Annotated in this window: 3 protein-coding genes; 1 reads left to right on the top strand and 2 read right to left on the bottom strand. The window is 66.0% G+C overall.

The window, feature by feature from the left end; genetic code table 11:
- Positions 1-8 precede the first annotated feature (8 nt).
- A complete protein-coding gene (locus tag X738_RS89685; RefSeq protein ID WP_441295544.1) occupies positions 9-1334 on the bottom strand; it encodes a translocation/assembly module TamB domain-containing protein in 1326 nt (441 codons plus the stop codon).
- A gap of 4799 nt (positions 1335-6133) precedes the next feature.
- Positions 6134-8062: an autotransporter assembly complex protein TamA gene (locus X738_RS55155; RefSeq protein ID WP_023798674.1), complete on the bottom strand. Its 1929-nt coding sequence runs from the start codon at positions 8060-8062 to the stop codon at positions 6134-6136.
- Positions 8063-8366: 304 nt separating this feature from the next.
- Here X738_RS55155 and X738_RS55150 point away from each other — a divergent pair, with 304 nt between their 5' ends.
- Positions 8367-13847 carry an alpha-2-macroglobulin family protein gene (locus tag X738_RS55150; protein WP_023798673.1) on the top strand — a complete coding sequence of 1827 codons (5481 nt, stop codon included), beginning with the start codon at positions 8367-8369 and terminating at the stop codon, positions 13845-13847.
- Positions 13848-13880: the final 33 nt, after the last annotated feature.

Here is a 13880-nt window from a genome sequence, read left to right as displayed (position 1 = left end):
GGCCGGCTTCAGTACTCGCGTTCGTAGAAAATGCCACCCTTGGCTTCGCCGGCATCGGTGGCTTCGCCGCGCAATTTGACGCCGCGGCCGACGTCGAGATCGATCGCCGCCTTGCCCGAACCCGGCTTGTCGCCCTTCTGGATCGTCACATAGGTGCGGTCGTTGAGATATTTGCCGGCCGAGACCGCGGTGCCGCCCTCCTCGTCGGTGACGACGTCGAGATCGTCGACGCCGATGGCGCTGCGCAGGTTCTGGAGCAGCGAGGTCGAGCCGCCGATGCCGGCCAGTTGCGCGGCGGCTTCGGCAAGCTGGGCGATCTGCAGGGGCGACAGGTTCGACATCGAGCGGCCGAAAATCAGTTGCGCCAGGACCTCGTCCTCTGGCAATGCCGGCACCGACGAGAAGTTGAATTTCGGATTGGTCGCCTCGCCCGACACCACGATGGTGACGGTGGTGCTGCTCGTCGTCGATGTCGCCGTGAGATTGAGATAGGGCACCAGCGACCCCGAAAAGCCGACCGTGCCTTCGGTGAAGGTCAGCCGCTTGGCCAGGATCGACAGCCGACCGCGCTGCAAGTCAAAGGTGCCGACCGCTTGCGGCGACGATGCCGGGCCGGTCAGCCGCAGCGAACCGCCAAGCTCGGCATCGACGCCCCTGCCCTGGATGAAGATCTGGCTGGGCGCGTTGACCGTGACATCGAGGTTGAGGCCGCCACCACCGCTGCTGCTGCTCGCCGTCGCCGGACGCAACGCCTTGTCTTGCGCGCGCACGGCGGCCGGTGCGTTCTTGTGCCTGATGTTGAGCGCCGCCAGCGAGCCCGGCAACTTTTCGGGAACGGTGATGACGGTCTTGGCCAGGTTGATCGTACCCGAGATCAACGGCGCCGATGCGAGTGGCCCCTTGATGGTCAGGTCGCCGCCGAGATTGGCGGTGACCACCCTGCCGTCGGTGTAGCGACCGTCGACGAGCTTGACCGACAGGTCGGCCGGAAAGCCTTGCGCCGGATTGATGCCGACCGTGCCGCTGGCCGACAGGCTGCCGCGCGTCGACAAATTGCCGGTCAGGCGGTTGATCCTGGCGACGCCATCGCCGATCGCCACATCGGCGGTGATGTCGTTGATTGCAAGTCCCGAGCGTGCATCGATCAGGCGGGCACCTGACGTGCGGACCGTGCCTGTGATCACCGGCGCCGTCGCGGGGCCGCGCACCTTCAGATTGACGTCGGCCGTGCCGCTCAACGACAAGCCTTGTGCGGCCAGTGTCCGGGTCAGGAAGGCGAACGGCACCTTGCCGGAAAAGTCGAGATCAACCGTCGGCGTGCCTGATGTCGTCATCGTGCCGCCGCCCTTGAGGCCGAGACCGGCGGCATCGCTCATGTTGGCCTCGAAGGTCAGTCGGTTGCCGGAAAACGTGCCGGAGGACGAAACGCCCATGCCGCCGAAACCGGCGCCGCGGGTCTGCGACGTCTGGACGCCTGCGGCGTCGACCTTGAAGGCGACGGCCGGATTGGCCGGCGCGCCCGTCACCTTCACCGTGCCCGAGATCGTGCCGGCGGCATCGAGACCGGGCGAGAAACTGTTTGCGAGCGACATCGGCACCCGCGCCAGCGTCGCGTTGAGATTGAGCGCCTCCCCGACCTTGCCCGAAACCGTCGCCGTGCCGCCGCCGAGGTTGAGTGCGAGCCTGTCCAGGCTAGTGGTGCCGTTGGCGATGGTGATGGTCGAGGTCTGGGCGATCGCCGCCTTGATGCCGCGCATCGTCGCCTGGCCGGAGGCGAGCTCAACCGTCGTCGTGCCATTGGCGACCCTGACGCGGCCGGCCGCCGTGGCCGGAATGTCCTTGACGGTGGCGCCGCCGGAAAAGCCGGTCCAGTCGCCGTCACGGGTAAGATCGACATCGATGCCGCGAATGACGGTGTCGCCGGAGGTGACGCTGTCGGCCCGGATTTTTCCGGAGATCACCGGTGCCGCGAGATAGTTGACCATCGATGCATCGATGGTCACCGTCTTCGCCGAAACATCACCGCGTGTAATCGACGCCGTCGAAGCCTTGACGGTGACGCCAGGCGCATTGCCGGTCTTCGAGAACACGATCGTGCCGCGCACGTCGCCTTCCGCCTTTTCCAGCGCAAGCGCTGCCAGCGGTCCGATGTCAGGTAGGTCGAGCGCCACGGTGCCTTCAGGCACGAACGCCTCGTCAAGCGCCAGGTCGCCTGATATCCGGTTCTTGCCGAGCGACAGCAAAAGCCCGTCGATGGCGCGCTTGCCGTCTGACGTGGCCAGCACGGCGCTGCCTCGCAGGGGCTGGCCCGCGACGTTTCCGGTCAGTTGGACATTGGCCGCCGGGTTGGCGGCATCGGCCTTGCCGGTGGCGGTGAGGCTCAACCCGGTGATCTCGCGTTCGGCAACCGAAAGCCGCTCGCTGTTGACCGTCAGCGACAGGTCGGGCGCGGTGCTGGCGCCTTGCGCGTTCAGCGCAAAGGTGATGGCGCCGTTGGCGTCCCCTGACAGAAGCGAGATGTCGGCCAGCGCGCCTTTGATGTCGACGGTGAGCTTGTTGTCGGCAAGGCTGGCCTGCCCGTCGGCGGTCAGCGCGCCGGATACCAGCCTGATCGCATCGGCGGTGACATTGCCATTGGCGTCGCGCTTCAGCGCGGCACTGAGTTCCGTCCGCTGCGCGAGCACGCCGCGCGCTGCCGCCGGCAGCGCCGCGGAAACGGCGTCGGTCTTGAGGTTGAGGTCGATGGCGCCGTCGGCCAGCGAGATCCTTCCATTAAAGCCGCTGTCCAGTACCTCGCTCGTTACCGAGCCGCTGTCGATGACGATGGTATCGGTAGCGAGATCGCCGGCGACCTTGGCAGTAATCNCCTCGCTCGTTACCGAGCCGCTGTCGATGACGATGGTATCGGTAGCGAGATCGCCGGCGACCTTGGCAGTAATCTTTCCGGCGAGCAGCGGCGCGATGGTCGGATTGTCCAGGCCGATTTTGCCCGCCGTCACCGTACCGGAGATCGGCCCTGTTCGGCCCTTCAGATCGAAGGCGTCGGAATGGAGCGCAAGCGCGATGCCTTCGGCCTTGGCGAGGTTGGTGGCGACCGACGGCAGTCTCGCGGAGATATTCAGCGTCGATTGCGTGCCCTGCCCCGCGANCTCCACCGACAGCGCCTGCAACTCGAGCTTGATCGGGCTCTCGGTGCTGCCAAGCGCCAGCGGCAGGCTCGGGCCGGTCGAGGCCAGGTCGAGCGAAAAATCGCTGGCGCCGTTCGGATTGATGGTGCCGGCAGCCTTGCCGGAAATCTTGTCCCCGGCAAGCGTCGCGTTGTCGATGGCGACGCCGCCGGCGGAGGAGAAGCTGCCTGCGGCATCGAGGTTGAGCTGCCCAAGCCCCGCCTGGCGGGTCTGGCTGGTCTCGGCGCCGTTGAGCTGCGCATTGAAACGAATGTCAGGGGCTGCCGACGGTCCCGTCACTTGCGCCGTTCCACCGAGTGTGCCCGCGGCGTCGAGGCCGGGTGAAAAATCATTGGCCAGGGCGGCCGGCAGCCCGGAAAACTCTGCCGCGAGATCGAGCCTCTGGCCGGCGGTGCCGGACACTGTCACCGATCCGCCGCCGACATCGAGCATCAGCTTCTCGATGCTGGCGTTGCCATTGGCGATGCTCAGGGTTGACGGCTGCGCGATCGCCGCCCTGATGCCGCGAATGGTCGCATCGCCGGAGGCGATTTCGACGCTTGTCGTGCCGTCCGCGATCTTCACCCTGCCTTCGGCCCTGGCCGGAATGCCGGCGACGGTGGCGCCGCCGGAAAACCCGGTCCAGTCGCCGTCGCGCTTCAAATCGACACCGATGCCGCTGATCACGGTGGCGCCTGATGTGACCGTATCGGCCTTGATCGTGCCGGAGATCGCCGGCGCCTTGAGAAAGTTGGCGACCAGCGCGTTGACGGCGATGGTCTTCGCCGCCAGATCGCCGCGGGAAATAGACCCGCTCGTCATATCGATGACTACCGTCGGCGCGCCACCATCATTCGAGAGGCGGATGCTGCCCTGCACGTCGCCGGCCGCCGTCTGCCCGGCAAGCGCGGCCAGCGGGCCGATATCGGGCGCTTCGAGGGTCAGCGTGCCGAGCGGCAGCAAGCTGTCGTCGAGCACGAGATCGCCCGAGACCTTGTTGTCGGCCAGCGACAGGCTAAGCCCGTTGAGGGAACGCGTTCCGTCACGCGTCACCAAAGATGCCCTGAGATCGAGCGGCTGGTCGTCGACGGACCCTGTCAGTGCGACATCGGCAGCGGGATTGACGATGTCGGCCTTGCCCGTCGCTGTCAGCTTGATCGTCTTGACCGTCCGGCCCGACGCGGTCAGGCTGTCGCTGTCGGCCGAGACCGAGAAATCCGGCGCCGAACGCGCGCCGCTCGCCGTCAGCGCGAAATTGACGGCCCCGCCGACCGGTACGCCAACCATCGGCGACAGCACCGAGACATCGCCGAGCGTGCCCCTGATGTCGGCCTGGATGTCGGTGCCCGTCGCGCTGGCGGTGCCGCTGGCGCTGAGCGAGCCCGAATTGAGTTGCAGCGCATTGGCGGCAAACAAGCCTTGCGGGTCGCGGGTCGCGGTCGCCGAGAATGTCACACGCTCGCCGAGAACCGGGCGGATCTGCGGCGGCAGCGCAGTCGAGACGGCATCGGCATTCATCTTGAGCGTCATCGCCAGATCGGCCAGCGTCACCTTGGATGTCACCGAGGCATTGAGCGCATCGCTGCGCAGCGTGCCTTGATCGACGACGATCTCGTCCTTGCTGACCGACCCGGCGAGGTCGGCGGTGACCCTGCCGGTCACCAGCGGCGCCAGCGTCGCCACGTCGGTGTTCAGGCCGCCGGCGATAAGCTTGATGGTGACCGGTCCGCTGCGGTCCTGGATGTCAAAGCCGTCGGAATGGATTTCGGCCACCAGATCGTCCACCCGCGTGCCGCCCGCCACCACCGAGACCAGGGACGCGCCGATGTCGATTATCGGCGCCTTGCCACCGCCGAACGCGCGAGCCGTGGCGCCGGTGATCGCGACCGTCACCGGCTGCGCCGCGGCGCCGAGGCTGAGCACGACTGGTGGACCCTTGGCGGCGAGTTCCACCGAAAGGTCGCTGGCGCCGTTGGGGTCGATGATGCCCGCGGCGGTGCCATGCACGGCATCGCTGTCGATGCTGGCGCGCTCGACCTCGACGCCGCCCGTCACAATCGCGGTTCCGGCGAGGTCGAAGCTGGTCTTGCCGGCAAACAAGGATTTCAGATTGTCGGGCAAGAAGCGCTGGAAGTCGCCGTCGCCCTTGGCCTCGACATAGTTGCCCTTGTCGGTGAGCTGGTGGCGACCTGTGAGCTGGGTGACGATCTGGCCGTCGACGACGAAGGTACCGATGCCGCTCCAATTGGCGACCGGCCCGGTGCCGGTGACGACGATGTTGACCGGCGGCGCATCCGGCAATTTGAGCAGATTGGCGATGATGCCGCCGGCCGGCTCCGACGCCTTCAGATCGAGGTCCAGCTTGTTGTCGGCGGGCGCGAAATGGATGTTGGCGTCGAGCTTGCCTTGCTTGCCGTCGCGGCGGGTGATGTTGAGGCTGGTTGCGAGCGCCAATGGCGCCGCATCGGCCTTGAACGATCCCTTGGCGGCGAGCTCGGCGATACCGCTGCCGACCAGCGCCTGCCCGAGCGCGATTTCCGGCAGGTCGATCTGCTTGATGTCGAGCGACACCGGCAGCGTGGTGGCGCCACCTTGGCTCGGCTGCGTGCCGGCCGCCGGCAGCCGCGCCAGTTCGATGCGATCGGCGCCGATGCGGCCGGCGCTGAAGTTTTTCGACAGAAGCGCCAGCGGCGACCAGTCGACGGCCACCTTGCGCGCCACCAGCCAGGCGCCCTGGCGATCCTCCAGCACCACATGGTCGACCGTCAGCGCGCCGGACCAGATGCCGTCGATGCCGCTGACCGTGACCTTCTGGTCATCGGTCGACGCCACGGTCGAGATGATGCCGGCGAGATTGGCGCGGCCGCGCTCGGTCTTGGTCAGCACGACGAGCGCACCGACCACCGCCGCCACCAGGACGAGCAGCGTGTAAAGGGCAATGCGAAGGATGCGCTTGAACATTGTCATCAAAACGCCTGGCCGATACCGGCATAGATGCCGAAATCCGGGTCGTCGGGATCCGGGTTGAGCGGCACCGCCGCATCGATGCGCAACGGTCCGAACGGCGTAATATAGCGCAAGCCGACGCCGGCGCCGACCTTCATGCCGGAAAAATCCGGGAATTGATCGGTCGAGACGGTGCCGGCATCGACGAACGGCACGACGCCGATCGTGTCGTTGATGGCGATGCGCATCTCGAACGAGGTCTCGAAGAAGGACAGCCCGCCGATCGGCTCTCCGTCGGCGTCCTTCGGACCGATGCCCTGATAGGCATAACCGCGGACCGAGCCGCCGCCGCCGGAATAGAAGCGCCGGTCGGCCGGAACATCCTGAAGGCCGGCGCCGATGATCGAGCCGATGACGACGCGTTCGGCCAGGACGAACTTCGAGGCCGCGTCGAGCGACTGATAGGCCGATCCTTCGCCCCTAAGCTTGACGAAGGCGGCACCGTTCAAAATGTCGTAGCTCGGCTCGGCATAGGCCAGCGCCCTGAATCCGGTCGTCGGGTTGAGCCGGTTGTCGCGGTTGTCGTAGACATAGCGCAGCGGAATGCTGGCGATCAGAAAAGTGTGCTTGCCGAAGGAATCGGTGATCTTCGAATAGTCGAGCGCGACTTCCGCCGAAACCGTCTGCTGCCGGTCGAGGTCATACGACAGGCCGGTGTTGCCCTTGACCGAGAAACGGTCGTAGGCGTCGGGATGCTCCAGCACGGTGTTGGCGCCGGCGAAGAATTTAGACGCCGGCCCGACCACGCCCGGCTTTTCGAACATGATGCCGGCATTGTAGTTGAGCTCGGTCAGTTCGTTGCTGCCGATGCCGCTGATTTCACCCTCGATGCGCAGTTTTTCGGCACGGCCGAACAGATTGCGGTGACCCCAATAGCCTTCGAGGCCGAGCCCCTCGGTGTTGGAGAAGGTACCGCCAAGGCCGAAATAGCGCGGCTTGCGCTCGCTTACTTCGACGCCGATCGGGATGTTGCCGCCGGCGTCGAGACTGTCGGCCTCCTTCAGCGTGACGCTGTTGAAGACTTCCAGCCGGAGCAGCCGGTCGCGCGCCTCATCGACCTCTTCCGGCGAATATTGGCGGCCGCGCTTCAGGCCGGTCATGTATTCGGTGAAATCGCGGTCGACCTTTTCGGTGCCTTCGACCGTGGTGTCGCCATAGCCGGCAACCGGCCCGGCGGCCACGGTCAGCGCCACGTCGAGCGTCGAGGTGGCGTGATCGGCAACGATCTCGCGGGCGGTCACCTTGGCCAGCGGCCTGCCGTCCTCCTTGAGCGCCCGCACGATCGACGCCTCGGCCTTGAGCACGGCACCGGAACCTGCATCGCCGCCGGCGATCAGGCCGAAATCGGCGCCCGACAGCCCCGCCGCATCGCCCTCCAGCCTGATGTCGCCAAGCGTGAACTTCGGCCCGGCCGCAATGTTGATCACCACCGGAATCGGCTGCGGACCCGAGAATTCGGCGTCCGGCGGCAAATCGTCGAGCGGCTTGCCTTCGATGGTAATGGTGACGACGCCCTCGTAGCGGGCGTCCGCATAAAGGGCGGCGACAAGCTGATCGCGGTCGGCACGCGCCTTGGCCAGCAGGCCGAGCGGACCGGAGACCGGACGTTCTTCGTCGTCCTTCAGCGCCGAGGCGTTTTCGAGCTTTTCGGCGAGATCCTCGTCGGCGTCGGGCGCCTCGATGGTCACCGCATAGCGCAGCGGATCGACGATGTCGGCATCTTCATCCTCCGACGATCCCCACAGCTTGATGCCGAAGATCTCGAAAGCGGCCGCATTTCCGCTCGCGCCAATCAGTGCAGTCGAGCATAGCAAGGCGGAAAGCAAGGCGAGCGAAAACACGCGCCGTGGCGCGGTTCCTCCCGACATCTGCCTTTCATACGCCGACATTACAACTCTACACTAGCGGCCAAAGCTAAAATTGGAATGAAGTTCTGAATTGCTCGTAAACGGGCCACAATCCAAATGCCACAATCCAACTGTCTGAAATGGACAGGGCTTGGAATTCACACCTTCTGCGTCGCCGCGAGAAAGCGTGATCCCTGTCCTGTGGAGGTACTACCGGTCATCGGCCGGAAAGGAAACCGTTGGCAGGCGGGAACCTGCCGCGTCCTTGTGTTGACAAGCTGGACCGAAGCTTGAACATGTCTGGGCGTAACGTGGACGTAACGTAAGCAGTGTCCGGAGGGGTGTCATGGCAATGCGCGCGGCTCGTGGTCTGTCGATTCTTTTTCTTCTCTTTTTCGCTTGGGGCAGTGTCGCGCAAGCGGCCGAAGCGCGCCGGGTGGTGACATCGGACAATTCCGATTATTTCGGCTTCGATCTCAGATCCGACCAGAACGTCAGCCTCGATCAGTGCACGACGACATGTCTCGGCGATCCCGCCTGCCGCGCCTTCACCTACAACCCCAAGGCCAAATGGTGTTTTCTCAAATCCGATTATAACACGCTGAAGCCCTTCAAGGGCGCCGTCGCCGGCAAGGTCGTCAACGTCGAAGGCGACCCCGACATCGGCGCGCCGCCGGCGCTCGCCTTCTTCCCCGCCTGGATGGCCGACCAGGCCCAGCAATACCGCAACAGGCTCACCGGCCCGGCCTACACCAAGCCCACCGAAGGACTGACGGCGCTGCGGGAGGCGGCAAGGCAAGCGTCGCAGACCGGCGACCACCGCTTGGCCGTTCAAAAATACGAGGCTTTGGTTTCGGTATTGCCCGACGATGGCCAACTCTGGCTTGAACTGGCGCGGGAAACATTTGCCGTGCAGCCGACCGCCAACAGCGCCGAGGCGTCGACCCTGCCGGCGAACGCCACCTCCGCCGGCTTCAACGCCTACAAATTGCTGCGCACCACAAAAACCCGTGCCGAAGCGCTGGCACTGCTTGGCGACGGGCTCGATCGCCGCGACCTCGCTCGGCCGGCCCTGCAGGCCTACGAAGCGAGCCTCGCGCTGGTCAGTTCGCCCTGGGTCACGGCCGCCTACCACGACCTCAAGGCGCGCAAGGGCTTCCGCGTCGTCGATCACACGGTCGACGCCGACACCAGCGCGCCACGCATCTGCGCGCAATTTTCAGAAGACCTGGTCAAGACCGGCGTCGACTACGCGCAATTCGTCACTGTCGACAACGCCGCCCCCAAGGGCGTCGAGGCCAAGGACAAGCAGATCTGCGTCGAGGGGCTCGAGCACGGCCAGCATTACGACGTGACCTTCCGTCCCGGCCTGCCGGCCGCCATCGGCGAGGTGATCTCCACCCCTGTGGTGCTGTCGATCTATGTGCAGGACCGCGCCCCGTCCGCCCGTTTCACCGGCGACAGCTTCGTGCTGCCGGCCGGCGCCCGCCGAGGCATCCCGGTCGTCACCGTCAACATGAGCGCCGCCGAAATGAAGCTTTTTCGCATCGGCGATCGCTCGCTGACCCAGCTTCTGTCCGGCTACCAGTTCCTGCGCCAGCTTGACGGCTACGACATCTCCAACATTTCCGACCAGATGGGCGAGCCGGTCTGGCAGGGCCTGATCGACATCGCCAACGACCTGAACAAGGAAGTCACAACCTCCTTCCCGGTCGACGAAGCGCTGCCGCAACGCAAGCCCGGCGTCTATGTGCTGACCGCGCAACCGGTCGACGAGAACGACGACGACTATGATTCGCGCGCCACGCAATGGTTCGTCATCTCCGATATCGGCCTGTCGACCTATACCGGGCAGGACGGGCTGAACGTCTTTGCCCGTTCGCTCGCAACCGCCAAGCCGATATCAGGTGCTGAACTGACGCTGCTGGCCAGGAACAACGAGATCCTCGGCACCGCGACCACGGATGGTGAAGGCCGCGCCGTCTTCAACCCCGGACTGACGCGCGGCGACGGCGGCATGGTGCCGGCCGTGCTGACAGCCAGGCAGGGTGACAGCGACTTCGTCTTCCTCGACATGGGCCGCGCCGGCTTCGATCTTTCCGATCGCGGCGTCACCGGGCGTCCGGCGCCGGGCGCGCTCGACGTCTATGCCTGGACCGAACGCGGCATCTACCGCGCCGGCGAGGACGTCCATGTCGCAGCACTTGCCCGCGACAGCGCCGCCAAGGCGGTCGAGAACCTGCCGCTGACCTTCATCTTCACCCGTCCCGATGGCGTCGAGAACCGCCGCATCATCAGCGACGGCGCATCGGCCGGCGGCCATGCCGTCGACCTGCCGCTCGAACCCAACGCCATGCGCGGCACCTGGACGGTGGCGATCCACACCGACCCCAAGCAGGCGGCGGTCGCCAGCCAGATGTTTTTGGTCGAGGATTTCGTGCCGGATCGCATCGAGTTCGACCTGTCCTCCGACAAGCAGGAGATCGCGCAGGGCGAAACCGCTAACGTTACCGTCGACGGCCGCTTCCTTTATGGCGCGCCGGCCGCCGGGCTGGCGCTCGAAGGCGAACTGACGCTGTCGACCACCCGCGCCTGGGACCGCTTCAAGGGCTATTCCTTCGGCCTCGCCGACGAGCAGTCGGCGGAACCGTCAGTGACCCCGTTCACCGGCCTGTCGGTGGTCGGCGACGACGGCAAGGCGACCTTCCCGGTTTCCGTCGACCAGTTGCCCTCGACCACCAGGCTGGTCGACGCCAAGGTTACGGTCAGGATGCGCGAGACCGGCGGCCGCGCCGTCGAACGCTCGCTCAACATCGCCATCCGGCCGCAGGGCCAGATGATCGGCATCCGCCCGGATTTCGACGGCGACGAGGTGCCGCAAGGCGGCACGGCGAAGTTCGGCCTGATTGCCGTCGACCCCGACGGCAAGCGCGAGGCGCTCCAGGGCGCGCAATGGTCGCTGGTCAAGGTCGAACGCAATTACCAATGGTACCGCTCCAGCAATTCCTGGAATTATGAGCCGGTGGCCTTCACCAAGTCGGTGGCCAGCGGCCAGGTCGACATGACCGCCGACGGCGAGGCCACCGTCTCGCTGCCGGTCGACTGGGGCCGCTACCGGCTCGAGATCGAGACGTCTGACCCGGAGGGCCCGGCGACCAGCTACGAGTTCGACGCCGGCTGGTATGTCAGCTCCACCACCACCGAAACGCCCGACGGCCTCGAAATCGCCCTCGACAAGGACAGCTATGCGGCCGGCGAAGTGGCCAAGCTCAAAGTGTCGCCGCATTTTGCCGGCGAGCTGCTCGTCACCATCGGCGCCGACAAGCTCTTGAAGACCGTCACCGCCAGCGTGCCGGCCGGCGGCAGCACCATCGACATCCCGGTCGGCGACGACTGGGGCGCCGGCGCCTATGTCACGGCAACGCTGTTCAGGCCGGGTGATGCGCAGCAAACCCGCATGCCGGCGCGCGCCATCGGCGTCAAATGGCTGAAGGTCGATCCGGGCTCGAAAAAACTCGCCGTCAGCCTGACGCCGCCGGACAAGACCATGCCGCGCCAGCAGCTGTCGATCCCGGTTTCGGTGGCCGGCGTGCAGCCGGGCGCCAACGCCTATGTCATGGTCGCGGCCGTCGACGTCGGCATCCTCAACCTGACCAACTACAAGGTGCCGGATCCGGAGACCTGGTTCTTCGGCCAGCGCATGCTCGGCCTTGAAGTACGCGACCTCTACGGCCGCCTGATCGACGGCTCGCTGGGCACGATCGGCAAGCTGCGCAGTGGCGGCGACGGCGCCAACATCCAGTCGCAAGGCAGCCCGCCGACCGAAAAGCTGGTCGCCTTCTTCTCCGGTCCGGTCCAGCTCGACGCCGACGGCAAGGCGCGGGTCGACTTCGACATCCCACAGTTCAACGGCACCGTGCGCGTCATGGCCGTCGCCTGGACCGAGGACGGGGTCGGCCACGCCCAGTCCGACGTGATCGTGCGCGATCCGGTGGTGATCACAGCCGGCCTGCCGCGCTTCCTGGCGCCCGGCGATTCGGCCGTCATGCGGCTCGACGTCACCGACGCCGACGGTCCGGAGGGCGACTATGCGCTGTCGATCGACACCACAGGCGATCTTTCGACCGGCAGTGCCGCCCTGCCCGAAAAGCTGACACTGGCCAAGGGCAAGCGGCGGACGCTGACCGTGCCGCTGATCGCTGAGGCACCGGGCAACGCCTCGATCACCATCAAGCTCGCCCATGCCGACGGCACCGCTGTCGAGCAGACGCTCTATGTCCCGGTGCGCCCGGCGCAATTGCCGGTGACCACCCGCATGGTGGTCGACCTCAAGGGCAATGGCGGCTCGCTGCGCGTCGACAAGGAGCTCTTGGCGGCAAGCCTGCTCGACGGCGCTTCGGTCAGCGTCGGCGTTTCACAGGCGGCGGCCTTCGACGTGCCGTCGCTGCTGATGACGCTCGACCGCTACCCCTATGGCTGCGCCGAGCAGACCACCAGCCGCGCCATGCCGCTGCTCTATGTCAACGAGATGGCGTCGGGCGCCGGCATGGCCAGCGACGCCGATCTGCACGGCCGCATCCAGGACGCCATCTACAAGGTGCTGAGCTACCAGGCCTCGGCCGGCAGCTTCGGCCTGTGGGGCCCGGGCTCCGGCGATTTGTGGCTCGACGCCTATGTCACCGACTTCCTGACCCGGGCGCGCGAGCAGAAATACGACGTGCCGGCGCTGGCGATGAACCAGGCGCTGAGCAATCTGCAAAACGCGATCGGCTATGACCAGGACGTCAAGGATCGCGGCAGCGAGATCGCCTATGCGCTCTATGTGCTGGCCCGCAACAAGAAGGCCTCGATCGGCGATCTGCGCTACTATGCCGACACCCAGCTCGAAGCCTTTACCAGCCCGATGGCCGTCGCCCAACTGGCGGCGGGCCTGGCGCTCTATGGCGACACGCAGCGCTCGGAAGCCACCTTCCAGGCCGCCCTGCAAATGGCCAATTCGACCTCGGCATACGACCACTACAGGTCCGATTATGGCTCGCCGCTGCGTGACGGCGCGGCGATGCTGGCGCTTGCCGCCGAATCCAAGCCGGTGCCGACGATCGTGCCGGTGCTGATCAAGCGGGTGACGCAGGAACGCGCCGCCGTCAGATGGACCAGCACGCAGGACGAGTCCTGGATGCTGCTGGCGGCGCGTGCCCTAAAGGCCGGCAATGATGCGATCGCGCTGACCATCAATGGCGCGCCGCATGCCGGCGCCTATTCGAACCAGATCGCCGGCAGCGACATTGCCGACAGTCCGCTGACCGTCGCCAACACCGGCAGCAACCCGTTGCAGGCGGTCGTCACCACGGTGGCCTCGCCGATCCAGCCGCTGCCGGCCAGCGGCGACGGCTTCACCATCGGCCGCACCTACTACAAGCTCGACGGCACCGAAGCCAATGTCACGCAGGCGACCCAGAACGAACGCTATGTCGTCGTGCTCAATATCTATGAGCAGAACAAATGGCCGTCGCGGCTGGTGATCACCGATCTGCTGCCGGCCGGCTTCGAGATCGATAATCCGGGCCTGGTTTCCAGCGCCCAATTGTCGAATTTTTCCTGGCTGGCCCAGACCGACGCCGCCCATCTCGAATTCCGCGACGACCGTTTCGTCGCCGCTTTCAATCCGAACGACGGCGAAGGCGACCGCAACATCACGCTCGCCTATGTCGTGCGTGCGGTGACGCCGGGCACCTATGCCCACCCGGCGGCAACCGTCGAGGACATGTACCGGCCGCAATATTCGGCCCGCACCGCAACCGGCATGATTGAGGTCAAGGCGCCGTAAGGCAAAGATGGCGAACCATGGCGATGGCGCTGC

The organism is Mesorhizobium sp. L48C026A00 (genome assembly GCF_000502375.1).
In the GTDB taxonomy this organism is placed as follows: domain Bacteria; phylum Pseudomonadota; class Alphaproteobacteria; order Rhizobiales; family Rhizobiaceae; genus Mesorhizobium; species Mesorhizobium muleiense.
The sequence above is the reverse complement of the archived record's forward strand: the minus strand, read 5'-3'. Positions and strand labels throughout refer to the sequence as shown.